Source organism: Streptococcus mitis (genome assembly GCF_003942775.1).
GTDB lineage: Bacteria > Bacillota > Bacilli > Lactobacillales > Streptococcaceae > Streptococcus > Streptococcus mitis_CN.
Window position 1 is genome coordinate 112599 of sequence record NZ_RJNX01000001.1, and the last position, 26859, is coordinate 139457.

General features: G+C 40.5%; 25 protein-coding genes and 2 pseudogenes. 4 read left to right on the forward strand and 23 right to left on the reverse strand.

The window, feature by feature from the left end; all coding sequences use genetic code 11:
* Positions 1–9: 9 nt before the first annotated feature.
* The 9 genes and pseudogenes from D8848_RS00560 to parE all read right to left on the reverse strand — a co-directional run bounded on the left by D8848_RS00560 (position 10) and on the right by parE (position 10372).
* Complete coding sequence (locus D8848_RS00560; RefSeq protein WP_125450632.1) at positions 10–1032, reverse strand: branched-chain amino acid aminotransferase; 1023 nt, start codon at positions 1030–1032, stop codon at positions 10–12.
* A gap of 134 nt (positions 1033–1166) precedes the next feature.
* Positions 1167–3638, reverse strand: coding sequence for a DNA topoisomerase IV subunit A (gene parC / locus D8848_RS00565; protein ID WP_125450633.1), 2472 nt, complete (start codon positions 3636–3638; stop codon positions 1167–1169).
* Between the two features lie 231 nt (positions 3639–3869).
* Entirely contained in the window at positions 3870–4688 is an 819-nt protein-coding gene (locus D8848_RS00570; protein ID WP_142999024.1) for an aminoglycoside 6-adenylyltransferase, read from the reverse strand.
* 16 nt (positions 4689–4704) lie between these two features.
* A pseudogene (locus tag D8848_RS00575) lies at positions 4705–4923 on the reverse strand (GNAT family N-acetyltransferase); the annotation flags it as partial.
* Positions 4924–4989: 66 nt separating this feature from the next.
* Positions 4990–5364 carry a GNAT family N-acetyltransferase gene (locus D8848_RS00580; protein WP_000586877.1) on the reverse strand — a complete coding sequence of 125 codons (375 nt, stop codon included), beginning with the start codon at positions 5362–5364 and terminating at the stop codon, positions 4990–4992.
* A gap of 26 nt (positions 5365–5390) precedes the next feature.
* Positions 5391–6137 (reverse strand): annotated as a pseudogene (locus D8848_RS10830) (DUF6261 family protein).
* Positions 6138–6338: 201 nt separating this feature from the next.
* The gene (locus tag D8848_RS00595; protein ID WP_125442807.1) at positions 6339–7184 is read right to left on the reverse strand and encodes a hypothetical protein; all 846 of its coding nucleotides are present in this window, start codon (positions 7182–7184) and stop codon (positions 6339–6341) included.
* Positions 7177–8394 (reverse strand): DUF262 domain-containing protein, encoded by a 1218-nt coding sequence (locus D8848_RS00600; protein WP_125442808.1) that lies wholly within the window; start codon positions 8392–8394, stop codon positions 7177–7179. Before D8848_RS00600 ends, D8848_RS00595 begins: the two co-directional genes overlap by 8 nt.
* Before the next feature lie 28 nt (positions 8395–8422).
* Entirely contained in the window at positions 8423–10372 is a 1950-nt protein-coding gene (gene parE, locus D8848_RS00605; protein WP_125442809.1) for a DNA topoisomerase IV subunit B, read from the reverse strand.
* Positions 10373–10507: 135 nt separating this feature from the next.
* On the opposite strand from parE, the gene plsY reads away from it, so the two are divergent.
* Positions 10508–11149 carry a glycerol-3-phosphate 1-O-acyltransferase PlsY gene (gene plsY / locus D8848_RS00610; protein WP_000628804.1) on the forward strand — a complete coding sequence of 214 codons (642 nt, stop codon included), beginning with the start codon at positions 10508–10510 and terminating at the stop codon, positions 11147–11149.
* 33 nt (positions 11150–11182) lie between these two features.
* Here the strand turns inward: plsY and D8848_RS00615 are convergent, their stop codons facing one another.
* The 9 genes from D8848_RS00615 to D8848_RS00655 all read right to left on the reverse strand — a co-directional run bounded on the left by D8848_RS00615 (position 11183) and on the right by D8848_RS00655 (position 19545).
* On the reverse strand, positions 11183–12139 hold the full coding sequence (locus tag D8848_RS00615; RefSeq protein WP_000029124.1) for an ABC transporter permease: 957 nt from the start codon (positions 12137–12139) through the stop codon (positions 11183–11185).
* A 2-nt stretch (positions 12140–12141) separates the two neighbouring features.
* Positions 12142–13200 carry an ABC transporter permease gene (locus tag D8848_RS00620; protein ID WP_033683459.1) on the reverse strand — a complete coding sequence of 353 codons (1059 nt, stop codon included), beginning with the start codon at positions 13198–13200 and terminating at the stop codon, positions 12142–12144.
* Entirely contained in the window at positions 13193–14728 is a 1536-nt protein-coding gene (locus D8848_RS00625) for an ABC transporter ATP-binding protein (protein ID WP_125442810.1), read from the reverse strand. Before D8848_RS00625 ends, D8848_RS00620 begins: the two co-directional genes overlap by 8 nt.
* 143 nt (positions 14729–14871) lie before the next feature.
* Positions 14872–15924 (reverse strand): BMP family lipoprotein, encoded by a 1053-nt coding sequence (locus tag D8848_RS00630; protein ID WP_125442811.1) that lies wholly within the window; start codon positions 15922–15924, stop codon positions 14872–14874.
* Between the two features lie 89 nt (positions 15925–16013).
* The gene (locus tag D8848_RS00635; protein WP_125442812.1) at positions 16014–16403 is read right to left on the reverse strand and encodes a cytidine deaminase; all 390 of its coding nucleotides are present in this window, start codon (positions 16401–16403) and stop codon (positions 16014–16016) included.
* The gene (deoC, locus tag D8848_RS00640) at positions 16390–17052 is read right to left on the reverse strand and encodes a deoxyribose-phosphate aldolase (RefSeq protein ID WP_125442813.1); all 663 of its coding nucleotides are present in this window, start codon (positions 17050–17052) and stop codon (positions 16390–16392) included. Before deoC ends, D8848_RS00635 begins: the two co-directional genes overlap by 14 nt.
* A gap of 19 nt (positions 17053–17071) precedes the next feature.
* Complete coding sequence (locus D8848_RS00645) at positions 17072–18349, reverse strand: pyrimidine-nucleoside phosphorylase (RefSeq protein WP_125442814.1); 1278 nt, start codon at positions 18347–18349, stop codon at positions 17072–17074.
* Entirely contained in the window at positions 18346–18936 is a 591-nt protein-coding gene (locus D8848_RS00650; protein WP_125442815.1) for a class I SAM-dependent methyltransferase, read from the reverse strand. The genes D8848_RS00645 and D8848_RS00650 overlap by 4 nt, the downstream gene beginning before the upstream one ends.
* A gap of 204 nt (positions 18937–19140) precedes the next feature.
* Entirely contained in the window at positions 19141–19545 is a 405-nt protein-coding gene (locus D8848_RS00655; RefSeq protein WP_125442816.1) for a hypothetical protein, read from the reverse strand.
* A gap of 199 nt (positions 19546–19744) precedes the next feature.
* Between D8848_RS00655 and coaA the strand changes: the two genes are divergently transcribed.
* From coaA to D8848_RS00670, 3 genes are all read left to right on the forward strand, one after another.
* Positions 19745–20665 carry a type I pantothenate kinase gene (coaA, locus tag D8848_RS00660; RefSeq protein ID WP_125442817.1) on the forward strand — a complete coding sequence of 307 codons (921 nt, stop codon included), beginning with the start codon at positions 19745–19747 and terminating at the stop codon, positions 20663–20665.
* Positions 20666–20732: 67 nt separating this feature from the next.
* The gene (gene rpsT / locus D8848_RS00665) at positions 20733–20969 is read left to right on the forward strand and encodes a 30S ribosomal protein S20 (protein WP_001274000.1); all 237 of its coding nucleotides are present in this window, start codon (positions 20733–20735) and stop codon (positions 20967–20969) included.
* Between the two features lie 52 nt (positions 20970–21021).
* Positions 21022–21546, forward strand: coding sequence for a DNA topology modulation protein (locus D8848_RS00670; RefSeq protein WP_125442818.1), 525 nt, complete (start codon positions 21022–21024; stop codon positions 21544–21546).
* A gap of 26 nt (positions 21547–21572) precedes the next feature.
* Here D8848_RS00670 and deoD read toward each other — a convergent pair whose 3' ends face one another.
* The 5 genes from deoD to D8848_RS00695 form a co-directional block, all read right to left on the reverse strand.
* A complete protein-coding gene (deoD, locus tag D8848_RS00675; RefSeq protein WP_125442819.1) occupies positions 21573–22283 on the reverse strand; it encodes a purine-nucleoside phosphorylase in 711 nt (236 codons plus the stop codon).
* Positions 22284–22979: 696 nt separating this feature from the next.
* Positions 22980–24263: a chloride channel protein gene (locus tag D8848_RS00680; RefSeq protein WP_125442820.1), complete on the reverse strand. Its 1284-nt coding sequence runs from the start codon at positions 24261–24263 to the stop codon at positions 22980–22982.
* Between the two features lie 2 nt (positions 24264–24265).
* A complete protein-coding gene (locus D8848_RS00685) occupies positions 24266–25075 on the reverse strand; it encodes a purine-nucleoside phosphorylase (protein ID WP_125442821.1) in 810 nt (269 codons plus the stop codon).
* The gene (locus D8848_RS00690) at positions 25059–25631 is read right to left on the reverse strand and encodes a DUF1697 domain-containing protein (protein ID WP_125442822.1); all 573 of its coding nucleotides are present in this window, start codon (positions 25629–25631) and stop codon (positions 25059–25061) included. The genes D8848_RS00685 and D8848_RS00690 overlap by 17 nt, the downstream gene beginning before the upstream one ends.
* Before the next feature lies 1 nt (position 25632).
* Positions 25633–26844 (reverse strand): phosphopentomutase, encoded by a 1212-nt coding sequence (locus D8848_RS00695; RefSeq protein WP_125442823.1) that lies wholly within the window; start codon positions 26842–26844, stop codon positions 25633–25635.
* Positions 26845–26859: the final 15 nt, after the last annotated feature.

Below are 26859 nucleotides of genomic sequence, written 5' to 3' on the forward strand. Positions count from 1 at the left end.
TAGTTTATTTTAATCTACTTTTACAATCCAACCTTCTGGCGCTTCAATATCACCAAACTGAATTCCTGTCAACTCATCATAGAGTTTACGAGTCACAGGACCTACTTCTGTTTCACTATAGAAAACATGGAAATCATCACCGTGCTGAATACCACCAATTGGAGAAATAACCGCTGCGGTACCACAGGCACCTGCCTCTACAAAACGGTCAAGGTTATCAATTGGGACATCCCCCTCAATAGGAGTTAAGCCCAAGCGATGTTCTGCCAAGTAAAGCAAAGAGTACTTGGTAATAGATGGCAAGATAGATGGACTCAATGGTGTTACAAATTCATTATCAGCTGTAATTCCAAAGAAGTTAGCTGATCCGACTTCTTCAATCTTTGTATGTGTTGAAGGATCTAGATAGATAACATCTGAGAAATGACATGACTTGGCCAATTTCCCTGGCAAGAGACTGGCAGCATAGTTCCCACCAACTTTAGCTGCACCTGTACCATTTGGCGCTGCACGGTCGTATTCATCCTGAATCAAGAAATTGGTTGGGACCAAACCACCTTTAAAGTAATTTCCAACTGGCATGGCAAAGATGGTAAAAATATACTCTTCTGCTGGTTTAACCCCAATAATATCTCCGACACCAATCAAAAGAGGGCGAAGATATAAGGTTCCACCTGTTCCGTATGGAGGTACGTATTCTTCATTCGCACGGACAACTGCCTTACACGCTTCTACAAACATTTCTGTTGGAACTTGTGGCATCAAGAGACGGTCACATGTCCGTTGCAAACGTTTGGCATTTTCATCAGGACGGAAAAGTTGAATACTGCCATCCTTAGTACGATAAGCTTTTAAACCTTCGAATGCTTGTTGTCCATAGTGAAGACTTGGAGAAGACTCTGAAATATGCAAAGTTGCATCCTCTGTGAGCTCTCCTTGATCCCATTGTCCATTTTTAAAATGAGCAATATAGCGATAAGGTAATTTCATATAGGAAAAACCGAGATTTTCCCAATCAATCGTTACTGTCATATTCCACTCCTTATTCTAAAAACCTATTTCTTTTATTCTACACTATTTTTATAAAATAGCAAGTATATTTTGTAATTTTCAGAAAATTTCTTCAATAAAAAGAACCAGCTCTGAGAACTGATTCTTCATTTCACTTATTTAGCTTCAGTAAATACTTCTTTAAGATAAGCGTCAAAAACTTCTTCATCTGAAATCGTGTCAGAAATGAAGCTTCCGTTGCTAGTGCGTTCTGACAAGTTCAAGTCTTGTAGTCGACTTTCATAGATTGTTCCTTTGTTTGATTGAACAAGCAGAGTTTGGTCGTTCTCTTCCACATCTGTGCTAAAGAGATCACCAATAAAGCCTTGTTCTGCAACCGCTCCTGCTAAGAAGACACGATGCGGTTTATTTTTTAGCTCACGCAAGACTTGTAGTCCTCGTTTGGCACGGCTAGTTGCTGGAATCTCCTCAACGGAAACGCGTTTCAAACTTCCACGTTGGGTCAAGAGGTAGAAAGATGATGTATTACAGATAAAGGCGGACTGGAGAATATCATCTTCTTTCAGGTTCATAGCCTTGACACCTGCAGCCTTGGCACCAACAACCGGAACCTCTTCAATATTGAAACGAAGTGCATAACCATTTTGACTAATCAAGAGAACATCATCTAGTTTGATTGGAGCTACTGCTACAATCTGGTCTGTCTCGTCTTTGAGCTTAGCATACTTGACAGACTTAGACTTGTAGGTTCGCCATGGAGTAAACTCTTTACGTTCTACCCGCTTGATTTGACCAAGACGAGTTGCAGCAAAGTAGGTTGTGGCATCATCAAACTGATCTACTACTTCCACATAAAGGATTTCTTCGTTAGTTTCAAAGTTTGTAATGGTCTGGCTCAGATGCTCACCAATATCCTTCCAACGAATATCTGCCAATTCATGGATTGGTCGATAAATGACATTTCCAAGAGTAGTGAACATCAAGAGATGCTGGGTTGTCTTAGCAGATTGTACAAAAATCAGACGGTCATCATCACGCTTGCCAATTTCATCTAAAGTTGAAGCAGCAAAGGAACGTGGACTAGTACGCTTGATGTAACCTGCCTTTGTCACGCTGACGTAGGTATCTTCCTCGGAGATAAGACTAGCTGTATCAATCTCAATGACTTTAGCTGTATCTTCTAAAGAACTCAAACGTGGTGTCGCAAATTTCTTCTTAACCTCACGAAGTTCTTTCTTCATGAGATTGTACATAGTTCGTTCATCACCGATGATAGCCGCAAGCATGGCAATCTTTTCACGAAGTTCTGCTTCTTCTTCCTGCAAGACAACTACGTCTGTATTGGTCAAACGATACAGTTGCAAGGTGACGATAGCCTCAGCCTGTTCTTCCGTAAAATCATAGCTAACTTTGAGGTTTTCCTTGGCGTCCGCCTTATTCTCAGAAGCACGGATAAGCGCAATGACTTCGTCCAAAATCGAAATCACGCGAATCAAACCTTCGACGATATGGAGACGTTTCTCAGCCTTTTCCTTGTCAAAGCGTGAACGCGCCAAAATCACTTCACGACGGTGAGCGATGTAGCTAGACAGGATTGGAACAATCCCAACCTGACGAGGCGTGAAATTATCAATTGCCACCATATTAAAGTTGTAGTTGATTTGTAGGTCGGTGTACTTAAATAGGTAGTTGAGAACAAGCTCCGTATTAGCGTCTTTTTTAAGTTCGATAGCGATACGAAGACCATCACGGTCAGACTCATCACGAACCTCAGCAATACCAGCCACCTTATTATTGACACGAACATCATCGATTTTCTTGACCAGATTGGCCTTGTTGATTTCATAAGGAATCTCAGTAATAACGATTTGTTCCTTACCACCTTTTAGCTTTTCAATCTCAGTCTTGGAACGAACAACCACGCGCCCTTTCCCAGTTTCATAGGCCTTCTTGATTTCATCACGACCCTGAATGATTCCTCCAGTCGGAAAATCTGGTCCAGGCAAAAATTCCATGAGCTTGTCCACCTTAGCTGTTGGATGGTCAATCATATAAACAGTGGCATCAATGACCTCAGCTAAATTATGGGGTGGAATATCTGTGGCATATCCAGCCGAAATCCCAGTCGATCCATTTACCAAGAGATTTGGAAAGGCTGCCGGCAAGACTGTCGGCTCTTTCTCTGTATCGTCAAAGTTCCAAGCAAAAGGAACGGTCTTTTTATCGATATCTTGAAGAAGGTAACCAGCAATTTCAGACAAACGCGCCTCGGTATAACGCATGGCCGCAGGCGGATCACCGTCCATAGAACCGTTATTACCGTGCATTTCAACTAGAATCTCACGATTTTTCCAGTCCTGTGACATACGAACCATGGCATCATAGATAGAACTATCACCGTGTGGGTGGAAATTCCCCATGATATTCCCGACAGACTTGGCCGACTTACGGTAGCTCTTGTCAAAGGTATTGCCATCCTTATTCATCGAATAAAGAATGCGGCGCTGAACCGGCTTCAAGCCATCACGAATGTCTGGCAAAGCCCGGTCTTGAATAATGTATTTTGAGTAGCGACCAAAGCGCTCTCCCATGATGTCCTCTAGGGACATGTTTTGAATGTTAGACATATAGGATACAGAGCCCGTAAAATATCAAGTGAAAATATAAAATTCTTAAAGCGAGCGATGTTCGCAAGAGAATTTATCTTTTTCACACAGCATTTAGGGCGTGTTCAACTCCTTTCAAAGAATGTAGAGTAGGTTTTTATACAGTAAAAGATATTTTACGGGAATTAGTCCCGTATTCAGTTACCGTGAGTAACCAAACAATCCTTTCTGTAGTTTAATCTTTTAAATTAGTCAGCAATTAAGAAGTCTCTCCTCAGCGTATTGAATCATCTCCTTAGCTACTTCCTTATCGTAATCAAATCCCATCTTTTGAGCAAGGATTTGAGCTTCTCTGTGGAAAAGTTGCATCGTAGCAAACATTGACTGAGTAAGTTTCTCTATACTTGAAAAATCAAGCAAATTTGAGAATTCCTTCTCTTTCTCAGCAGGTAAATACTGAAAGAGGTGCTTGTAGTTCTTGCCGATATTGACTTTCCCCCTATCACTTGCAACCTGCCAAGCTAAGATTTTCAGGAGTTCTTGTTGACAAATGCCATAGAGATGATCGGTCGCATAAATAACTTGCTTACGACAGATTCCTTTGACCACGTAGGCTGACACCCACCAAAATTCATTGCAGACTTTTTCAAACTCTATCGCACTAGCTGGGCTTGTCCAGTAACGCTCTAGATTTTGAGAATAGGGTTCAAATAAATGTTCTGGATCTTCTAAAACAGTGAATCCTGCCTCACTATCCACCCACTCTTTGATGTGCTCTTTTGGACAAAGAGTCAAATCAATGCGGTTACCATCCTCAAAGAGCATGAGAAATAGACGGCGATGTCCCAAACTAACCTCTTGCTCGATAATACGTTTACCAAACTGATCTATCCAAGATAAATCTGAAATTAGTTCTTCAAAGTTCTCAACGAGATAAACAACATCATAGTCCTGAAATTCATCTTTTAGGGTCTTTGGATTTATCCGTGAACCAGACATAGCGACTGCATCGACCTGTAGCACTTTTGCGGTTTGCAAAATAACATCAAACATCTCGGTTTCAGTTCTCATGGGAATACCTGCCTTTTTAGTGGAAACTCTTGATTCTGTAGAGGACATGTCTATAAAGCGGACTGTCTGCTGGAACTTTTTCATTATCAAATTCTTTGACAAATTCCATGCTCAGTTTTTGCATGACCTTTTGCGAAAGTTGATTGAATAAGAATGTAAAAGAGTAAACTTCTGACAAGCCAGCTTGCTGAAAAGCAAAGTCTAGACAGGCTTGGGCAGGCTCCGTCGCATAACCATCTTGGCTAGTTCAAGCGAATCTGTCAGACCCAGTTTGTTGTCAAGCGTCATTGGCTGTCTCCTCTCATTCAGATTTTCTAAACCCTGTACCAACAGGCTTAAAACTTATTGACCGATAAAATCCATCTGCTTCAGATATTAATTCAATCCGTGTCAAAGGATATTTTTTGTGAATCTCCTCAATCAGCTGCTGTCCCAGTCCTTTTCTGCGGTGGGATTTATCAATAATTATTTCAGCTAAAAAGGTCGTCATCACTTCATCCGTCAGATAACGGGCAAAGCCAAGGATTTTCTGGTCCTCTTCAAGCACCAAGTAATGAGACAGATTTGTTGAAAATAGAGATGTCACTTTTTCCTCTGTAAAAGAAAGCCATTTTTCACTTTGATAAAGGCTATAAATAGCTTGACAATCTTTTCTGCTTGCAGGTCTGATAATCATCTTCTATTCCTCCAAATCTATCAGACTTAATTAACACTCCCCACTGCTTCCGTTACCTTCATAGCAGGTTTGCGTTTTTTGTAGTGGCTACGGATGGTGTTGTAGTGGTCGCGGAGATTGACCACGTGAGTTCTTTCAGGATAAGCGTAGGCGTTGATTGAAGTAAAATCCACAAGGAAGTCATAGATTTCTTGTAGTTTTGCACGGACTTCCTTGTTTTGACTAGGTGCCTTGCCTTTTTGCTCAGCCAAGCGCTCCTTATATGCTTTTTCAAACTAAGCCTGCGCTTTTGTCAAGGTTTCTATATGAGTTGTCAAATGTAGGGTTGCAAGAGCAGCTTGGTAGTCCGTATCTTTTAGCTCCTTTAGTAAATGGTTAATAGCTTCTGTCTCCTTTTCGCAGCTTATACTCGTTAGCCCAGCATAATTTTCGAAAAGTTTGCTGAGTTTGTCGTAAACTTCCTTGCTACCTGCCTCTTTGACACGAGAGAAGGCCTTGATCAAACTGGTCAAGGTTGAAAGCGCATCATCACGCTCACGATCAGACGCTTCCAGACTAACCACCATTTGACTGGCCTTGGAACAGTGCAAACCAGCTTGCAAGTTCTCAAGAAGTTTTTCTATATCTCCAAGCTTCGTTGCGTAAAACTGCTCAGACTTATTGGCTTTTGTAAAAGCCCCTAACTCGTCCTTGCTCTCAGATAGAAGTTAGAAGAATTCGTTGTTTTCTAAATTGCGTACAGTTAAACTCGTGATTCCATATTCTTTTTTCACAAAACTCCTCTTTCAATGATGTATTTTTAATTTTTTGCCCTAAAATAATTCAGAACATATCTAAATATTCGTATTATACTCCAATAACTCAAAACACACATGTGTGTTTTGAGTTATTCCCCCAGACAAGATATTCTTCAGGTAGAATTTCGTGTTTAAAAACTGGGAAAGATGATTATTCGTGTGGGATGAGTTATTCTTTTAATAATCAAGCTTATCTTCCAATCCGTCTTGATATAGTCGATACAATTCCATAAAAATATTATCAATTAAAGTTAACAGTCCAAACCAAATAAAATAATTTCTAGATTCTTGAGTTTCATTAACTAATTTAGTTAATGTCGGTAAGTTTTGCTGATAAGATAAAGTATTATGTGCCAATCGATTACGTTGATTAAACACATTCTCATACTTACATTTTAAATTATGCTCTTTATTTTTAATGTAACTAGTATATTTCCTATTATAGTCCTTAAGTTTATCTTCATATCCTTGCTCACTATCTCCTTCTTTTCTATCTAGCTTCTTAGGTCTATTATTTTCGTTTGGCATTGACACAAACATATTTTTTTCATCTTTCAAAAATTGATCAGTATCAGTCCAATCATCTGATACAAAATAAGAAAAATCGGCACGAACCCAAGAAATTAGGTTTGAATCTTTAAATATTTCATTAATCTTTTGAGTAGTATTCTCTAATAAAATCTGTTTATTAATTTCATTTATACCAAAATCTATATTTATTCTCTTAAGTGCCTGACAAAATTCTTTATAAATACTATTTTTCTGGTCATATGATGAATAGGTTCCTAACTTAGTTTCTTTTAACCACCAATATCGAAACTCGAAATCATTTGTTCCCAATTCCCAAGCAATGCATTTCATCTTTTGCTCTTGAAAACCTGTCATTTTCAGAAATACAGCTTGTAAAATATAATCACACAAAGGGTAGGTTTCAATTCCATCACCAATACTAGAAGTTGCAGCAACTGCTTCTTCCAAAATAGTAGTTATAGGAGTTAAAATAAAATCTGTATGCTTACTCACTAAAATACTCCTTATACAAGTTAATTGAAGTTTTCAACCGATTTCTTAGATATTTTAAAGCACTCGGACTCTTTTGATGTTCTTTATCTGTTTTAAAGTCTTTGATTGCCAAATCAAGTTCTTTTTGAAGTGATTCAAAATTTACATCAGTACATTTTTTTGAATTAATTTCCTTTTGCTGAAATATTGAAAAATATATCCACCCGAATAAGTAAACATCCGCATCAATAATTGATTGAAAATTTTTAGTAAAAAAAGCTACATTTAAATCTTTTAAAAAGTCTAAATTTTTTTCAAGTACTGAAAGTTTTTGTGAAACTATGAAATTTCCATCACCAACGATTTTATATACATAATCAACAAAGAATTGTTCTAACTTATCTTGCCTCTTTTTACCAACTGCAACTTTATATTCATTTTGTTCATTTTCTTCATAGGCATCTAAAAGAGCCAAGTAGCGTACAAAGTCAAGTTTTTTATCTTTTATTTTTACACTTTTAAAGTATTTAGGGTCAAAAAAATGTTCCAAGTCTTTATTTAAAAAGTAAAGTGAACGTCTACTCTCTAAATTTGATAAGCCTTCTCCTTGTATATTGATATGCCTAAAAACAGAAGAATAAAATTTAATTTGATTTTTTTTAAAATTATCTATTTTTTCCCCATCGTTCTCATTTTTCTCGCCATCATAACTTGGCACTAAGAAAGAGAAACCTAAAAAATTGTTTTTAAAAAATTCTTCACTGATTTCTATATCCATTTCAAGATATTGTTCTGGAATTTTCACTTCCTGTTTTATAACTTTTTTTGTATTTCCAATTGATATGAGCTTATTAAAGTTCCAATCTAAACCTTTATAAAATTCATCATCATTTTCAGAATCATCATTAGTGTCAGCTAAAGGAATAAAACTCTTCGGTGCCCAATCTTCACACTCCTTATTTGGAAATATACTTAAGTAAGCAAGGAATATCGACGTTAAACGTTGTTGACCATCTAAAATCAAATTTTTCTGTTCCTCACCATCCATGAAAGCTCCAATAGTAACCGGAGGAACAAATTCGTGCTTGTTAAAACTCTCAATTAATGTTCTTACTTTTTCTTGATTCCAAACATAATAACGCTGATAATCAGGTAATACAATATTCTTCTTTAAAATTAACTTAATCCAATGCTCCAAGGAATATTCGCCATAATAAACTTTATTTTTCATTCATTTTTCTCCTTTTTCTATACTTCTTTCAAAATATAAGCTCCCCACTCTCTTCCAGCGTAAACTTGACATTGTCTTCAATCCACTTACGTCGTGGTTCGACCTTGTCTCCCATGAGGACATTGACGCGGCGTTCGGCGCGTGCTAGGTCTTCAATCGTGACACGGATAAGAGTACGCGTTTCTGGGTTCATGGTTGTTTCCCAAAGCTGGTCCGCATTCATCTCACCAAGACCTTTATAGCGTTGAAGGGTAGCGCCTTTTCCAAACTGCTTGCGGAGTTCTTCTAGTTCACCGTCCGTCCAAGCGTAGGCCACTTCTTCTTTCTTGCCTTTACCTTTTGACATCTTGTAAAGAGGCGGGAGGGCGATATAAACATGTCCTGCCTCAACTAGCGGACGCATGTAGCGGTAGAAAAATGTTAAGAGCAAGGTCTGAATGTGGGCACCATCAGTATCGGCATCGGTCATGATAATGATCTTGTCATAGTTAGTATCCTCAATAGAGAAGTCTGCTCCGACACCAGCACCGATGGTATAAATCATGGTGTTAATTTCTTCATTTTTGAGGATATCCGCCATCTTGGCCTTAGCTGTATTGATAACCTTACCACGAAGAGGCAAGATTGCCTGGAACTTGCGGTCACGGCCTTGTTTGGCAGAACCTCCGGCAGAATCCCCCTCGACTAGATAGAGTTCATTCTTAGCTGGATTCTTAGACTGGGCTGGGGTCAATTTCCCAGACAACAAGCCCTTGTCTTTTTTATTTTTCTTACCATTTCGGCTCTCATCACGTGCTTTTCGTGCCGCCTCGCGAGCATCACGCGCCTTGATAGCCTTGCGGATGAGGTTAGAAGCCAATTCACCATTTTCCATAAGGAAGAAGGTCAACTTATCCGCCACAATTCCATCCACAACTGGGCGAGCTAGTGGACTTCCTAGTTTGTCCTTGGTCTGTCCCTCAAACTGGAGGTGTTCTTCAGGAACCAAGATGGAAAGAACGGCTGCTAGTCCCTCACGATAGTCTGAACCTTCAAGGTTTTTATCTTTTTCCTTGAGAAGCCCCGTCTTACGCGCATAGTCATTCATGACCTTGGTAATGGCAGACTTGAGTCCTGTCTCATGTGTTCCACCGTCCTTGGTACGAACATTATTGACAAAGGACAAGATATTATCTGAAAATCCATCATTGTACTGGAGGGCTACTTCCACTTGGAAACCATTATCTTCCCCCTCAAAATACAGAACTGGTGTCAAGGTCTCCTTGTCTTCGTTGAGATAAGAAACAAAGTCTTGTACCCCATTCTCATAATGGAATTCAATCGCTTCATCTGTTCGTTTATCAGTCAGAGACAAGGTCACATTTTTCAAGAGGAAAGCTGATTCATTAAGACGCTCTGAGATGGTATTGTACTTGAAGTCTGTCGTAGAGAAGATCGTCGCATCAGGCATAAACGTAACCTTGGTACCTGTCTTAGACTTAGGCGCTGTACCAATTTTCTTCAAGGTCGTGACAGGTTTTCCCCCATTTTCAAAACGTTGCTTGTAGATTGCACCATCACGGGTAATTTCTACTTCTAACCAGCTAGAAAGGGCATTAACAACGGAAGAACCCACCCCGTGAAGTCCACCTGATGTCTTGTATCCTCCTTGACCGAATTTCCCTCCTGCGTGTAGAATGGTAAAGATAACCTCAACTGTTGGGATTCCCATAGCGTGCATACCTGTCGGCATCCCACGTCCGTGGTCTTGAACCGTTAAACTGCCATCTTTATTGATTGTCACATCAATACGGTCACCAAATCCAGACAAGGCCTCATCGACCGCATTATCGACGATTTCCCAGACTAGGTGGTGGAGACCAGCACTATCAGTCGATCCGATATACATCCCTGGACGTTTACGGACCGCATCCAACCCTTCTAGCACCTGAATGGCATCATCATTATAATTGTTAATATTGATTTCCTTTTTTGACACAAGGAACCTCCTATTCGTTCATCTTTACTATTCTACAAGTTTTCCAAGGATTTTGCAAAATTTTTCTTTCTCCGGTGTGACAATTTCAGAAGATATTCTCTGCCTTTCTTCTCCATTTCATGATATAATAGGAGTATGATTACAATAGTTTTATTAATCCTAGCCTATCTGCTGGGTTCGATTCCGTCTGGTCTCTGGATTGGACAAGTATTCTTTCAAATCAATCTGCGCGAGCATGGTTCTGGTAACACTGGAACGACCAATACCTTCCGCATTTTAGGCAAGAAAGCTGGTATGGCAACCTTTGTGATTGACTTTTTCAAAGGGACCCTAGCAACACTTCTTCCGATTATGTTTCATCTACAAGGCGTTTCGCCTCTCATCTTTGGACTTTTGGCTGTTATTGGCCATACCTTCCCTATCTTTGCAGGATTTAAGGGTGGTAAGGCTGTCGCAACCAGTGCTGGAGTGGTTTTCGGATTTGCACCTGTCTTCTGTCTCTACCTTGCAGTTGTTTTCTTTGGAACCCTCTATCTTGGTAGTATGATTTCACTGTCTAGTGTCACAGCATCTATCGCAGCCGTCATCGGGGTTCTACTCTTTCCACTTTTTGGTTTTATCCTGAGCAACTATGACCCTCTCTTCATCGCTATTATCCTAGTACTTGCTAGTTTGATTATCATTCGTCATAAGGATAATATCGCTCGTATCAAAAACAAGACTGAAAATTTAGTCCCTTGGGGATTAAACCTAACCCATCAACATCCTAAAAAATAAAACGCCAGTTCTGAACTGACGTTTTTTGTATGCTTATTTTGATTTGATATAGTTAATACCATCTGCTTTTGGTGCAACTGCTTTTCCAAAGAAGGCTGCCAAGACAAGAATTGTCAAAACATAAGGTGCGATTTGAAGATAAACCGCAGGCACTCCTTGTAGGAATGGCAATTGAGAACCGATAACAGCCAAACTTTGTGAAAGTCCAAAGAAGAGACTAGAAAGCATGGCTCCGATTGGATTCCATTTTCCGAAAATCATCGCAGCAAGAGCGATAAATCCAGGTCCAACAATAGTTGTCACTGAGAAATTAACTGAGATGGATTGAGCATAAATCGCTCCGCCAATTCCACCTAGGAAACCTGAAATAATAACCCCTAAATATCTCATCTTGTAGACATTGATTCCCAAAGTATCCGCTGCTTGAGGGTGTTCACCGACAGAGCGGAGACGAAGACCAAAGCGAGTCTTGAAGAGGATAAACCAAGCAAGGAATGAGAAGGCAATCGCTAGATAACCAAGTAGACTAGTTGACTTGAAGAAGATATCACCAATCACTGGGATATTTGCCAAGACTGGGAAATCAAAGCGTCCAAAAGTCTGACTTAGGTTGTCGGTTTGTCCTTTGTTATAAAGTACTTTCACCAAGAAAACAGCCAAGGCTGGCGCCATCAAGTTCAATACCGTACCGCTGACAACATGGTCTGCACGGAAATGAACCGTCGCTGCTGCGTGGATGATGGAGAAAAGCCCCCCTACCAATCCTGCTACAAGTAAGGATAGCCATGGAGTTGCTGCTCCAAATTGTTCTGCAAATTCAAGGTTAAAGACAACTCCAGAAAAGGCACCCATAACCATAATTCCTTCAAGGCCGACGTTTACGACACCACCACGTTCAGAGAAAACACCACCAATACTTGTAAAGATGAGGGGCGCTGAGTAAATCAGCATAGAAGACACCAAGAGGGTGAGCAAGGTTGTAATAGACATCTTTACTTACCTCCTTTAACTTGTTTTTTCGGTTTGACAAAGCGTTCGATAAGGTAATGAACACTGACAAAGAAGATAATAGACGCTGTTACAATGCTGACAAGCTCAGACGGTACCTGCGCCGCATTCATACCAGGGGCTCCAACTTGGAGAACACCAAATAGGAAGGCTGCAAAGAGAATACCAATTGGTGAGTTGGCCGCAAGCAGACTAACCGCCATTCCGTTAAATCCGACAGCTAATGACGCCCCCTGAACATAAACGTTCTGGAAGGTTCCCAAACCTTCAACAGCCCCACCAAGACCTGCCAAGGCACCTGAGATAATCATTGAGAGGATAATCGTTCTTTTTGCAGAAATACCAGCATATTCTGAAGCATGTGGATTAAGACCAACCGCACGGATTTCAAAACCAAGAGTTGTTTTCTTGAGCATGAACCAAATGACTGCAACGGCAATGAGAGCAAAGAAAATACCAATATTCATCCGTGAGTTACCAGTCAACTCAGCCAACCAAGGTGTCTGATAGGTTGCATTAGCCCCAACACGAATGGTCGAATCTGTACTTTGCATAAAGTCTTTAGGGAAGGCATGGATAAAGGCATTTCCTACATACAAAACGATGTAGTTCATCATGATAGTTACGATAACCTCTGACGTCCCTAGATAGGCTCTAAGAATACCCGGAATCGCTCCGACAATCCCACCAGCAATCAAGGCAATCACGATAGTCGCTAAAATCATCAAGGGACGGGGCATATCTGGATGCGACAGGGCAAACCAACCACTGAGAATCCAACCTGCCAAAGCCTGACCAGGAAGTCCGACGTTAAAGAAACCAGCTCGACTGGCAACAGCAAAACCAAGACCAATCAAGACCAGAGGACCCATAGCACGGAAGATTTCTCCAATCCCACGCAGGCTACCAAAGGCTGTATAGAACAATTCTTCGTAGCCCCAAATAGCATCATAACCGAAGATCCACATAACAATGGCTCCGAGTAAAATTCCTAGGAATACAGAAATCAAGGGAACCGAAATTTGTTGTAATTTTTTAGACATCACTCTTCTCCTTTCCCAAGTTTCCACCTGCCATCAAGACACCAAGTTCTTGTTTATTGGTTGTTTCTGGTGATACAATACCTTGAATCTTACCATCGTGGATAACAGCAATACGGTCTGAGACGTTTAAAATCTCATCCAATTCAAAGCTGACAACAAGGACAGCCTTACCATTATCACGCTCTTCAATCAAGCGTTTGTGGATATATTCAATAGCACCGACATCCAAACCACGAGTTGGCTGGCTGACGATAAGGAGATCAGGATCACGATCAATTTCACGAGCAATAATTGCTTTTTGTTGATTTCCTCCTGAAAGTGCAGCTGCAGGAACAAATTCACTGGCAGCACGAACATCAAATTCCTCCATTAGCTTTTTAGCATAAGAAGTAATATTTGAATAGTTCAAAATTCCATTTTTACTATGTGGTTCTTTATAGTAGGTTTGAAGGGCAATATTTTCAGAAATCATCATTTCCAAAATTAAGCCATCACGGTGACGGTCTTCTGGAACGTGCCCAACACTCAACTCTGTAATCTGACGTGGGTGCAAGCCTACAATTGAATTTCCTTTTAGCTCGATGCTTCCAGATTCAACCTTGCGAAGACCTGTGATGGCTTGAATCAGTTCAGACTGACCATTTCCATCAATCCCCGCAATACCAACAATCTCTCCAGCACGAACATCCAAGGACAGATTTTTCACAGCTGGGACACCGCGGTTTTCATTGACCACCAAATCTTTAATTGACAAGACCACTTCTTTTGGTTGAGAGGCTTGCTTCTCTGTTTTAAAGGAAACAGAACGACCAACCATCATTTCTGCCAAATCAGCATTGGTAGCTCCTGCAATTTTGACGGTTTCAATTGATTTCCCACGACGGATAACTGTAACGCGGTCAGAAACTGCACGAATTTCATCCAACTTGTGGGTAATCAAGATAATTGATTTTCCTTCTTTAACAAGATTTTTCATAATGGCCATCAACTCCTCAATTTCTGATGGAGTCAAAACAGCCGTTGGTTCGTCAAAGATAAGAATATCAGCCCCACGATAAAGGGTTTTTAAAATTTCTACACGTTGTTGGGCTCCAACTGAGATGTCTGCTACCTTGGCAGAAGGGTCCACAGCTAAGCCATAACGTTCAGAAAGAGCCTTGATTTCTTTGCTAGCTCCAGCGATATCTAGCACACCATTTTTAGTCAATTCACTTCCTGAAATAATGTTTTCAGCCACCGTGAAAGCCTCTACCAACATAAAGTGCTGGTGAACCATTCCGATTCCCAAGCCAGCTGCTTTAGATGGGGAGTCAAGGTTGACAACTTGACCGTTGACCGCGATTTCACCACTAGTTGGTTCAAGAAGCCCTGCTAACATGTTCATGAGCGTGGACTTACCAGCCCCATTTTCTCCTAAAAGTGCATGAATTTCACCTTTTCGTAGGTGCAGGTTGATTTTGTCGTTGGCAACAAATTCACCAAACACCTTGGTAATATCACGCATCTCAATGACATTTTCGTGTGCCATGTGCTCTTCCTTTCAGAGTCTTATTTTATTTCAATAAAACTTGCTAGTTTGTCTAGTAGCAAGCTTTACTGAGACAAAATGACTTTGTCTCAACTCTTAAAAAAGCGGCCGAGGGCCGCTTCCTAAGAAATGACTTCCATCCATTATTTTGCAGGAACTTTTACGCTTCCATCAAGGATTTTAGCTTTAGCATCTTCGACAGCTTTTTTACCTTCTTCTGAAAGGTTTGTTACTACCAAGTCAACCCCTTTATCCTTCAATGAGTAAACGATTACTTGACCGCCAGGGAATTCACCTTTTTCTGCCTTGTTAGAAATATCTTTTACAGTTGTACCAACTTGTTTCAAAGTAGATGCAAGAACAAAGTTTGATTCTTTGCCATCTTTAGAAGTGTATTTACCTTCTGCTTCTTGGTCACGGTCAACACCGATAACCCAAACTTTTTCATTTTCAGGACGGCTTTCGTTGAGTGATTTTGCTTCTGCAAAGACACCAGCACCTGTACCACCAGCTACTTGGTAAACAATATCTGCACCAGCTGCGTATTGTGCTGCTGCAATTGTTTTACCTTTAGCGGCATCACCAAATGAACCAGCATAGTCAACTTGTACTTTGATAGATGGGTCTACTGACGCAACACCAGCCTTGAATCCTGCTTCAAAACGAGAGATAACTTCTGACTCCTGTCCACCTACAAAACCAACTTGTTTTGTTTTAGTTGTTTTTGCTGCAGCTACACCTGCAAGGTAACCTGACTCATTATCAGCGAAAGTTACGCTCGCAACATTCTTTTGATCTTTAATCACATCATCAATCAAGACATAGTTCAAGTCAGAATGTTCTTTAGCTGCTTCTTCAACCGCATTGTGAAGGGCAAAACCAACACCGAAGATTAGGTTGTAACTTCCAGCCGCTTGTTGCAAGTTGTTAGCGTAGTCAGCTTCACTTGTTGATTGGAAGTAAGTGAAACCGTTATCTTTTGAAAGATTGTGTTCTTTACCCCAAGCCTGCAAACCTTCCCAAGCTGATTGGTTGAATGATTTGTCATCAACACCACCAGTATCAGTGACGATTGCTGCTTTTGTCTTCACATCAGAAGATGAATCTGCCTTACGAGAAGAGCGGTTACCACATGCAGCAAGTCCAACTGCTGCCACTGCAACTAGACCAAGGCCTAGCCATTGTTTCTTGTTCATTACTGAACCTCCTAAATAAGATGTGCAACGATGTTGCAAGTATGGATTGGTTGGCCACAAGGACCGTGCCACTCAGAGAGCGACTCAGACTAATTTAAGTCTGTAAAAGAGTATGGAAGTAATTCCCCGACCGTCATCTCGACCGTCGATTTATCTTTTGCGACTAAGGTCACTTTTAGATCTTGTTCAAAAAATTCGACCATTACTTGGCGACAAGCACCACATGGTGAGATTGGTTTTTCAGTCTGTCCATAGACAATCAATTCTGAAAATTCTCTTTGTCCTTCAGATATAGCCTTAAAAATGGCCGTTCTCTCACCGCAGTTTGTCAAAGAATAGCTAGCATTTTCGATATTCACTCCCGTGTACACACTTCCGTCTTTTGCCACTAAAACTGCTCCGACTGGAAAGTGAGAATAGGGGACATAGGCATGTTTGCTGGTTTCAATTGCCAGTTCAATCAACTCAGTAGTCGCCATCTGCCAATTCTCCTTTTAAAATGGCTACCCCAGCTGACGTTCCAATACGGGTCGCACCTGCTTCCACAAAGGCAAGAGCATCTGCATAAGAACGAGCTCCACCAGCAGCCTTGACACCCATATCAGGTCCAACTGTTTCACGCATTAATGTAACATCTGCTACCGTAGCACCACCAGTTGAAAAGCCAGTAGATGTTTTAACAAAATCAGCTCCCGCTTTTTGGGCCAATTGGCAAGCCAAAACTTTTTCTTGGTCTGTCAGAAGGCAAGCTTCAATAATGACTTTCACTAACTTGTCACCACTTGCTTCTACTACTGCGAGAATATCCGACTCAACCAAATCAAGATTACCTGTTTTGAGAGCTCCAACATTGATCACCATATCAATCTCATCTGCACCATTTTGGATAGCTTCCTTGGTTTCAAAAGCTTTCACAGTTGAAGTTGTTGCTCCCAAGGGGAAACCTACTACTGTGCAGACCTTGACATCTGTGCCTTCAAGCCCTTTTTTAGCATGTTCAACCCAGGTCGGATTAACGCAAACACTGGCAAAATCATACTCTCTAGCTTCAGACAACAAACAATCAATTTGATTTACTGTCGCATCTTGTTTCAAAAGTGTATGATCGATATATTTATTTAATTTCATATTCGGATTCTCCTGCAGTTTATGAGATTATTTCTATGATTTCTCGTAAACTTTGCACACTATCATTTATTTTAACATATTTTTGAAAATCTGTAACTAGCTGAGGAGAAATTTTTCCATTTGTGTATACTTTTGCAACAATTTCTCCCTTTTGAACGGAATCTCCAACTTTCTTTTCAAAAACAATTCCTGTCTCATAGTCCAAGGCATCAGACTTGACTGCACGGCCTGCCCCCAGTCTCATAGCATAAAGCCCAAATTCCATAGCTGGAAGAGCTGAAATGACACCCGTTTCCTGGGCAGGGATTTCCACCACATGGGTAACATTGACAGGACGATAGAGGTCTTCCAAGTCTCCACCTTGGGCTTGGACCATTTCCTCAAACTTAGCCAGCGCTTGACCATTCTCAAGATGTTGGCGAACTTCTTCAACTGTTTTATTTACATTTGCCAAGCCAAGCATAATTTGAGCCAATTCACAGATGAAGTGGGTAATATCCTGACGGCCTTGACCTTGTAAAATCTCCAGTGCTTCAAGGATCTCCAGACGATTTCCAATAGCACGCCCTAAAGGCTGGCTCATATCCGTAATGACTGCTACCGTTTTTCTACCAACTGCCTTACCAAGTTCCACCATGGTTTGAGCCAATTCTCGCGCCTCATCAACTGTCTTCATGAAGGCACCCTCACCGACAGTCACGTCTAGCAAAATAGCATCAGCCCCTGCCGCGATTTTCTTGCTCATCACCGAACTCGCAATCAAAGGAATCGTGTCAACAGTTGCGGTCACATCACGAAGGGCATAGAGAAGCTTATCCGCTTTGACAAGCTGGTCTGATTGCCCAATGACAGATACACCAATATCCTGCACCTGACGAATAAAATCCTCTTGACTACGTTCTACTTGATAGCCCTTGATAGACTCCAATTTATCAATTGTTCCACCAGTATGGCCGAGACCACGACCACTCATTTTTGCCACAGGCACACCAAAGCTAGCAACAAGAGGAGCCAAAATCAAGGTTACCTTATCACCAACACCACCCGTAGAATGCTTGTCAACCTTAACCCCATCAATAGCGGATAAATCAAACTCTTGCCCTGTCTGAACCATCTTCATAGTTAGGTCAGAGATTTCTCGAGTCGTCATTCCTTTGAAATAAACAGCCATAGCAAAGGCAGACATCTGATAATCAGGGACAGTTCCTGACACATAGCCTTCTACCAGCCATTCAATTTCACTCGAAGTCAGTTCTTGACCGTCTCGTTTCTTTTGGATTAAATCAACTGCTCTCATTCTTTCACACTTCTAAGGATATAGTATCCCTTATCTTTTTTTAAGATTTCGCAATTGCCAAACACCTCTTCCATCTTGGATTTAGCACTTGGGGCCCCTTGTTTTTTCTGGATAACGATTGTTAAATCTCCACCAGTTTCCAAGAAATCTTTACTTTTCTCAATGATTTCATGAACCACTTGCTTGCCCGCACGGATAGGAGGATTGGAAATGACATGGTCAAATTCCCCTTCAACTTGTTCATAGATGTTGGACTGGAAAATCGTCGCTTCTACTTTATTTCGTTCAGCATTTTGTCGCGCCAAATCCAAGGCACGATTATTAATATCGACCATGGTAGACTGAACGCCATAAGCTTTAGCTAAAGACAAGCCCAAAGGTCCGTAACCACAGCCTACATCCAGGACAGTTTCTCCTTGGTTGACCTCAAGACACTTGAGCAAGAGTTGACTTCCAAAGTCAATCATTTTCTTGCTAAAAACACCCGCATCCGTCAAAAAGGTCATTTTTTCTCCCAACAAGTCCACTCTCAACTCATGAATGTCGTGAGCAGCGTCAGGATTTTCTGCATAATACATTTTACTCATGAAACTATTTTACCATAAATTGACTTAAATTGTAAATCGTTTACAAATTGATAATAAAACGAAAAAGACTGAAGAAAACTAGTCAAGAAGACTTTTCTTCAATCTCTTTAAACACTTATAAATAATAAGCCATTTAGAACTAGAAATATCATAATTAGGATATAACAAAAAGTTTATCATCTACAATCGGACGCATTCTTATTACTATTGCTTAACCTTCAAATACTTAATCATCAACAGGATTCCCAACAAGATGTTTAGATAAAAGCCTAACTGATAAGTTTGTGTCAGAATTTCCAAACTTGTCCAAAGCCGTACCAAATCTTCTAGCGACATGCGGAAGAAATAACCCTCTGTAGCAATCCATAGAACTAAAAAGAAATAACTACCAGCAGCAAGCCATTTCGTCCACCGTTTTTTTAGTAGGCAAGCAATCAAGAGCGAACAGATAAAGATAGCTGTTACAATAGCATGTTCCATCAAAAAAGTAAAACCGTAATAGATTTCCACAAAGCGTCTACCATTATCCGCATTCGCCCCTTTTATAAAAGGTAGTGCAAAACTTAAAATAAAACAGAGTTCCAGTATATAACTTTTTAAGATTTTCATAGTACACCTCCTATAAATTGTGAATCCCAAAGCCCCCTTTATTGGCTTATAAGTCAGGAGAAAGTAGCTCCTACCTCATCAATAAATTGGTCAACCCTATCTACTTCTATTATACGATATTGGTTTACTATCATCAAGAAACCGCTTTATTTTTTTAGCTTTTTATGGTATGATAGACAAAATATCTAGGGGAAAACAAATGACCAACGAATTTTTACATTTTGAAAAAATCAGCCGCCAGACTTGGCAATCGTTACATCGAAAGACAACACCTCCTTTGACAGAAGAGGAATTAGAATCCATCAAGAGTTTTAATGACCAGATTAGCTTGCAGGATGTTACCGATGTCTATCTCCCCCTAGCCCATCTCATCCAGATTTACAAGCGTACCAAGGATGATTTGGCCTTTTCAAAAGGGATTTTCCTTCAACGTGAAAGTAAATCCCAGCCTTTTATCATTGGGGTTTCTGGGAGTGTTGCCGTTGGAAAATCCACAACCAGTCGGCTACTTCAAATCCTACTGTCCCGTACACTTACAGATGCTACGGTTGAGTTGGTAACAACTGACGGCTTTCTCTATCCTAACCAGACCTTGATTGAACAAGGGATTTTAAATCGCAAGGGATTTCCTGAAAGCTATGATATGGAAGCTCTTCTCAACTTCCTGGACCGCATCAAAAATGGACAAGATGTAGATATTCCTGTCTATTCTCATGAAGTCTACGACATCGTACCCGAGGAAAAGCAAAGCGTCAAAGCTGCTGATTTTGTCATTGTTGAGGGAATCAATGTCTTTCAAAATCCACAAAACGAACGTCTCTATATCACCGACTTCTTCGACTTTTCCATCTATGTTGATGCTGCAGTGAATGACATCGAGAGTTGGTATCTGGACCGTTTCTTGAAGATGCTGAGCCTAGCCCAAAACGACCCTGATAGCTACTATTATCGTTTTACACAAATGCCGATTGGGGAAGTGGAATCCTTTGCCCATCAGGTCTGGACCAGTATCAATCTCACAAATCTACAAAATTATATTGAACCAACTAGAAATCGTGCAGAAGTGATTCTTCATAAAACAAAGAACCATGAAATCGATGAAATTTACTTAAAAAAATAATTTTCCCTTGTCAAAACGTAAGTTTTCAGATATAATGGTATAGTTAGTAAATATGGAGGTAAGAACATTGGCAAACATTAAATCAGCTATCAAACGCGCTGAATTGAACGTTAAACAAAACGAAAAGAACTCAGCTCAAAAATCAGCTATGCGTACTGCTATCAAAGCATTCGAAGCAAACCCATCTGAAGAACTTTTCCGTGCTGCTAGCTCAGCTATCGATAAAGCAGAAACTAAAGGTTTGATTCACAAAAACAAAGCAAGCCGCGACAAAGCTCGTCTTTCAGCTAAACTTGCTAAATAAGAAACAGTCCATAGAGGCTGTTTTTTTGTCCCAAAATAGGAAAAGGTAGAAAATGAAAATCGCAATTATCGGATATTCTGGTGCTGGTAAGTCAACTCTAGCTGAAAAGCTGTCTCACTGCTACTCCATCCCAAAACTTCACATGGACACACTCCAATTTCAACCCGGTTGGCAAGACAGTGATCGTGAATGGATGTTGACCGAGATGGAAAATTTTCTCACAAAGCATGAAGCTTGGGTCATTGATGGGAATTATTCTTGGTGTTTCTATGAGGAAAGAATGCAGGATGCTGACCAAATCATCTTTCTCAATTTTTCTCGCTGGAATTGTCTGCTACGAGCCTTTAAACGATACCTCACATACCGAGGCAAGGTCAGAGAAAGTATGGCAGCTGGTTGTCAAGAACAATTTAATTGGGAGTTTATCAGATGGATTCTTTGGGACGGACGGACTAAAGCTCAAAAAGAGAATTACCAAAAACTTTGCCAAGAATACTCACATAAAGTCACTATTCTTCGAAACCAAAGAGAGCTAGATCAATTTCTAGATAAGAAAAGGAAGTCCTCCAATTCATAAAGAAGGGCTTCCTTTTTTGGCTATAATTATTCTGCAATCAATGTTTCCAAACCAACCTTCATCATATCAGTGAAGGTGTTTTGGCGTTCTTCTGCAGTTGTGTCTTCGTCTGGATTGACCAAACTATCAGAAATAGTCATGATAGCAAGGGCGTCAACATGGTGTTGGGCAGCAAGATAGTAAAGTGCTGCTGCTTCCATTTCCACAGCCTTAACTCCCCATTTACCAAGTTCGATGTTCTTTTCAAAGTAGTTTGAATAAAAGACATCAGATGACAAAACGTTCCCAACGTGGGTGGTCATACCGAGTTCTTTGGCGATATGGTAGGCCTTGTCAAGCAAATCAAAGCTAGCGATTTGTGGGAAATCGTACTGTGGCCAGTCATTGCGGATAATGTTAGAGTTGGTTGCAGCTGCCTGCGCCAAAACCAATTCACGGACGTGAACATCTTCATTCAATGAACCTGCTGTTCCCACACGGATCAATTTTTTCACACCGTAGTCAACAATCAACTCACGCGCATAAATCGAAATCGATGGCATCCCCATCCCAGTTCCCATGACAGATACACAGTGGCCCTTGTAAGTACCAGTGTAACCAAACATGTTACGCACTTCATTAAAACAAACAGCATCTTCAAGGAAATTCTCCGCAATAAATTTCGCACGAAGAGGATCCCCAGGAAGAAGAATTTTATCAGCAATTTCACCCTGCTGAGCAGCAATATGGATAGACATAATTTATGATACAAAGAGCGACAAGAAAACGACTGAAAATTAGGAATCTGACGAGAAATCCTGATTTCTCAGTCAGATTATCTATTTTCCGAGTTTCCCGCTCGTGTTCAAATTAGAACACCTCACTCTACCTTTCTTTTTTTATATTCAGGATAGCGACAGAGAACAAAGTAAAAATAGGAAACTGACGAAGCATCTCAGATGCTAGACAGTTTATCTTTTTTACACAGTTCTCCGCCCGTATTCAGTTCAATGAATACAGTTAATCCATCCTTTCTTTATTCTAAAATTTATAATCAGAAAGATACCAAACCCGTCAAAAAGCATAGGGAAAATAGGAGTTGGGTGCAGTGAGCGATGCTCGCTAGACCAACTATCTTTTTCCCACTGCTTTTAGGGTGGGTTCAATTCCTTTCTTTCTTAATTTTGATGATATTGAGAAGATTAGCCCGGATTCAATTCAAGCCAGAACTTCCCTTGCTTTCTGATTTTTAGAAAAGTTTTCCGCTCGTGTTCAAATCAGAACACACGCTCTACCTTTCTTTTTTTATTTTTATATTTCATAGCTAGGAAAAATCAAATTCAATCGTGACTCCGATAAGCCTACTTCTTTTTTATTTCAAACAGTTATTGATAAATTGACAATAGTTTTTAATCTTTTAAGATAAATCCTTGATTAGAAGAAATGGGCATTTCCTACCTAATTACTTTATTCTTTGACTTCTGACACAGTATGCTAGCCCAAGGAAAGCGGTCTAACATTTTTGCAAATTCATAGGCTAAAACAGCTGTTACTAAGAGATACGGAAGAGAATCTAAACCGATCCCAGTGAATCCTATTACTAATCCAGTTGCAGACCAGGGAGCCCTCAAGGTCACAGACAAAAAGCAAACAGATCCCAAAAGCAAAATGCTTGGCTGGCTATCCCCACCTAGAATCATTCCAAAGAGACCAGCTCCAGCCATCCCCAAGGCAAAAGATGGCGTAAGAGTACCACCATAGGCCCCTGCCCAAAGGATAATAAGAACGACCACTGCTTTTAGGAAAAACATGAGAAGCACTGTTTGACCACTGCTACCATTTAAAATTTCCTGAGCCATCATACGTCCATTTCCAAGTAGATGTGGAAAATAACTTGCTAATCCAATAAGAAAAAGAAAAGCTGAGGGCAATGTGAGAAGTATTCGTTTATCTTTTATTCTGTTTGAAGACGCTGCCTTACTTAAGCGACCAAAAAGCCAAGCTAGTGGGGTTAAGAAAAGAAGTAATAAGGGAATAATCCATATTTCCTTTAATGACCATGTGATGGCTGGAATCTGGTAGAGAGCCTGATCTGAAACAACCAAGCCTGCTATATAGGTTGAAACATAGGTAGTCAAACCGACTAAGACAAATCGTTTAATAGATAGAGCAATTCCTAGGGTTTCAAAAACAAAGAAGACACTTGTTAATGGAACCTGATAAACAGCCGCTAAACCAGCACCAGCACCACAAGCAAGGAGAAAGATTTGGTCCTTCTTAGAGAGAAAACATATTTTTCCAATTTGTCCTGCAAATAGAGTTCCAATTTCTCGTGGCGCAGCTTCTTTGCCAATAGGCGCTCCCCCTCCAACTGCAATAATCTGCCAAATTGAATGAAATAGCTGTCTTAAAAAATGAAGCTTGTATTGTGAAGTCTCATCCTTCATCTGAGCTTTGATGGAATAAATCTTTGACCCTTTTTGCAAGAAATACCAGACCAAGGATGAGCCAAGACCCACAATTATTAAACTTAATCCTATCCGTAACGAGGAAACTCCATCTGTCAAAAATCCACTATGATGCTCTGATTGACCAAAAGCTAGACTCTCTACTATCTCTAAAAGATAATGGAGAAATATACCAGATAAACCCGAAACTATTCCTTGTAGAATTACTGCTAGGAATAATCTAAAATTATAAGGGATTTTTCGAAAAATACTTCTCAATTCTATTAACATGACTACAATTCTGCAAGAATCGCTTTAAGCAAGCCTTTGAAGTCGCCTTTAACACGTTCAGTCACTTCTACAACTTCTTCGTGGTTGAGTTCTTCTTGGAAACCTGCAGCATGGTTAGTAATACATGAAATACCGAGAACTTTCAAGCCAGAGTGGACTGCAACAATAACTTCAGGAACTGTAGACATACCAACTGCATCTGCACCAAGTGTCTTATAGGCACGAATCTCTGCTGGGGTTTCATAAGTCGGACCTGTTACACCAATATAGACACCTTCATCAAGCTTGATACCAAGTTTTTTAGCCACTTCATGGGCAGTAGCACGGTATTCTGGTGTGTAGGCTTTAGACATATCTGGGAAACGTGGACCAAAATCATCCAAGTTTTCACCCATCAATGGGTTTTGCCCCGTCATATTGATATGGTCTGAGATAGCCATCAAGGTACCAGGACCAAATCCAATACCGCCAGCTGCATTGGTTACAATGACACCTTCACATCCGAGAACTTTCATCACACGAACTGGGAAAGTCACAACTTCCAGAGGATTGCCCTCGTAGAAATGGAAACGACCTTGAAGAGCCAAGACCTTGCGACCTGCAAGTTCTCCATATACCAATTTACCAGCGTGACCTACTACTGTCGAACGGCCCCAGTTTGGAATATCTGCATAGTCTACTACAACAGGATTTTCGATTTCTTCTGCCAGTTCTCCCAGTCCTGATCCAAGGATTAGACCGAACTCAGGCGTTTGGATTCCCTTGTCCTTCAGGAAAGCAGCTGTTTCATTGATTTTATCTAAAAATGTCATTGTGTTCTCCTTTATTATTTTTTAGCATTTGACCGATTTTGTCAAAAGTTTTGGCATTGCGAATGGTGATGTTGCGATAAAAAGGCATCTTGAGCAAGTACTTATGATAGGCAGTTGCATAGTAGGATTCCTCAGAGAATTTCCCCCAGAAAATCCCAAGTCTTCCAAAATGAACGATTTCATCTTTCAATTCCAAACTTTCAACTGTCTCAATGACTTTAGCCACATCCAATCCCTCCGTGTAAAAGAGGACATCCTTTCGTGCCAAATCTTTGGTCCACCAATCTGTCAGATTCTTCAGCTCTTCTTCATAATCTTCCTGACTCAGTAAAGAAAAGCTCTGAATAAATGGATAATGGACTGCAAAGAATGCATCTAACTTTTCAACCAATCGTTCTTTGGGGTCTGTCGAAGTAAAGAAAATATTGCCACTGTTGATGTAGGTTTCAACTTTTTCCAGTCCCAACTCTGTCAGTTCTTGCCGAAGCTCCGCCATGACAACTTTATTTTTCCCACCGACATTAATGCCCCGAACAAGTAAAGCATATCGCGTCATCTTATACCAATTTATCTAAGAAACTTTCCCCAATCATGGCAGTTTCAACACCAAAGTTATCCGCAACTGTCGCTGAGATATCTGCAAAATGTCCGATAGGAATGACACCATTTCCTTTAAAGGCAGGGCTGTAGGCCAATAATGGAATATATTCACGAGTGTGGTCTGTTCCTGCATACGTTGGGTCATTTCCATGGTCCGCAGTAATCAAGAGAAGGTCGTTCTCTCTCATGGCTGCGATAATTTCAGGCAAGCGTTCATCGAACTCATGCAAGCAATCACGGTAACCATGAGCATTGCGACGGTGGCCGTAAAGGGCATCAAAGTCAACCAAGTTTGTGAAGGAGAATCCTTTTTCAAATTCAGCAAGTCCCATGGTCTTCAATAATGTATCAATTCCGTGGCTGTTTGACTTGTTGTGTCCCATGTCATGATTGATTCCTGCACCGTTAAAGATATCATTGATTTTACCAACAGCATAAGTATCGATACCAGATTCATTCAATTTATCCAAAACAGTCGGTGCAAATGGAGAAACGGCTAAGTCACGACGGTTTGCTGTACGAGTAAAGTTACCTGGTTCACCTACATACGGGCGGGCAATGATACGTCCTAAAAGGGCTGGGCGCTCAAGAGTGATTGAACGAGCGTATTCACAGATACGATACAATTCATCCAAAGGAATAATATCTTCGTGGGCAGCAATTTGCAAAACAGGGTCAGCCGAAGTATAGATAATCAACTCCCCAGTTTCCATCTGACGTGGTCCAAAGTCATCGATAACAGCTGTACCTGAGTAAGGTTTGTTAGCTTCACGAATGATCTTGCGTCCTGAGAATTCTTCAATTTTTGTCAGGATTTCTTCTGGGAATCCATTCCAGAAAGTATCGAAAGGCTCAGTAATGTTGAGTCCCATGATTTCCCAGTGTCCAGTCATAGTATCCTTACCAAGAGAAACTTCTTCCAATTTTGTTGCATATCCTGTTGGATTGCTTTCCGCTGCTACAGTCTTAAGAGGAGTTTCACGAGGAATATTTCCTAGACCGATTTTAGCCATGTTTGGCACATTCAAACCAACTGTTTTTGAAATATGTCCCAGTGTGTCAGAAGCTCCATCTGGAACTCCTGCATTGACAAAGTTATTAGCATCTGGTGCAGCACCGATTCCTACAGAATCTAATACCACCAAGTGAATACGATTAAATTTTGACATAATGTGTCTCCTTAT

Bases quoted from the DNA above. Each gene is read 5' to 3' on its own strand.
- D8848_RS00695 (WP_125442823.1), bottom strand. From the start codon at position 26,844: ATGTCAAAATTTAATCGTATTCACTTGGTGGTATTAGATTCTGTAGGA.
- D8848_RS00670 (WP_125442818.1), top strand. From the start codon at position 21,022: ATGAAAATCGCAATTATCGGATATTCTGGTGCTGGTAAGTCAACTCTA.
- plsY (WP_000628804.1), top strand. From the start codon at position 10,508: ATGATTACAATAGTTTTATTAATCCTAGCCTATCTGCTGGGTTCGATT.
- D8848_RS00570 (WP_142999024.1), bottom strand. From the start codon at position 4,688: ATGAGAACTGAAACCGAGATGTTTGATGTTATTTTGCAAACCGCAAAA.
- D8848_RS00650 (WP_125442815.1), bottom strand. From the start codon at position 18,936: ATGAGTAAAATGTATTATGCAGAAAATCCTGACGCTGCTCACGACATT.
- D8848_RS00630 (WP_125442811.1), bottom strand. From the start codon at position 15,924: ATGAACAAGAAACAATGGCTAGGCCTTGGTCTAGTTGCAGTGGCAGCA.
- deoC (WP_125442813.1), bottom strand. From the start codon at position 17,052: ATGAAATTAAATAAATATATCGATCATACACTTTTGAAACAAGATGCG.
- D8848_RS00580 (WP_000586877.1), bottom strand. From the start codon at position 5,364: ATGATTATCAGACCTGCAAGCAGAAAAGATTGTCAAGCTATTTATAGC.
- coaA (WP_125442817.1), top strand. From the start codon at position 19,745: ATGACCAACGAATTTTTACATTTTGAAAAAATCAGCCGCCAGACTTGG.
- D8848_RS00685 (WP_125442821.1), bottom strand. From the start codon at position 25,075: ATGACATTTTTAGATAAAATCAATGAAACAGCTGCTTTCCTGAAGGAC.
- D8848_RS00625 (WP_125442810.1), bottom strand. From the start codon at position 14,728: ATGGCACACGAAAATGTCATTGAGATGCGTGATATTACCAAGGTGTTT.
- D8848_RS00560 (WP_125450632.1), bottom strand. From the start codon at position 1,032: ATGACAGTAACGATTGATTGGGAAAATCTCGGTTTTTCCTATATGAAA.
- D8848_RS00620 (WP_033683459.1), bottom strand. From the start codon at position 13,200: ATGTCTAAAAAATTACAACAAATTTCGGTTCCCTTGATTTCTGTATTC.
- deoD (WP_125442819.1), bottom strand. From the start codon at position 22,283: ATGTCTATCCATATTGCTGCTCAGCAGGGTGAAATTGCTGATAAAATT.
- D8848_RS00635 (WP_125442812.1), bottom strand. From the start codon at position 16,403: ATGGCGACTACTGAGTTGATTGAACTGGCAATTGAAACCAGCAAACAT.
- D8848_RS00690 (WP_125442822.1), bottom strand. From the start codon at position 25,631: ATGACGCGATATGCTTTACTTGTTCGGGGCATTAATGTCGGTGGGAAA.
- D8848_RS00680 (WP_125442820.1), bottom strand. From the start codon at position 24,263: ATGTTAATAGAATTGAGAAGTATTTTTCGAAAAATCCCTTATAATTTT.
- D8848_RS00655 (WP_125442816.1), bottom strand. From the start codon at position 19,545: ATGAAAATCTTAAAAAGTTATATACTGGAACTCTGTTTTATTTTAAGT.
- D8848_RS00615 (WP_000029124.1), bottom strand. From the start codon at position 12,139: ATGTCTATTACAACCTTGCTCACCCTCTTGGTGTCTTCTATGCTGATT.
- parC (WP_125450633.1), bottom strand. From the start codon at position 3,638: ATGTCTAACATTCAAAACATGTCCCTAGAGGACATCATGGGAGAGCGC.
- D8848_RS00600 (WP_125442808.1), bottom strand. From the start codon at position 8,394: ATGAAAAATAAAGTTTATTATGGCGAATATTCCTTGGAGCATTGGATT.
- D8848_RS00645 (WP_125442814.1), bottom strand. From the start codon at position 18,349: ATGAGAGCAGTTGATTTAATCCAAAAGAAACGAGACGGTCAAGAACTG.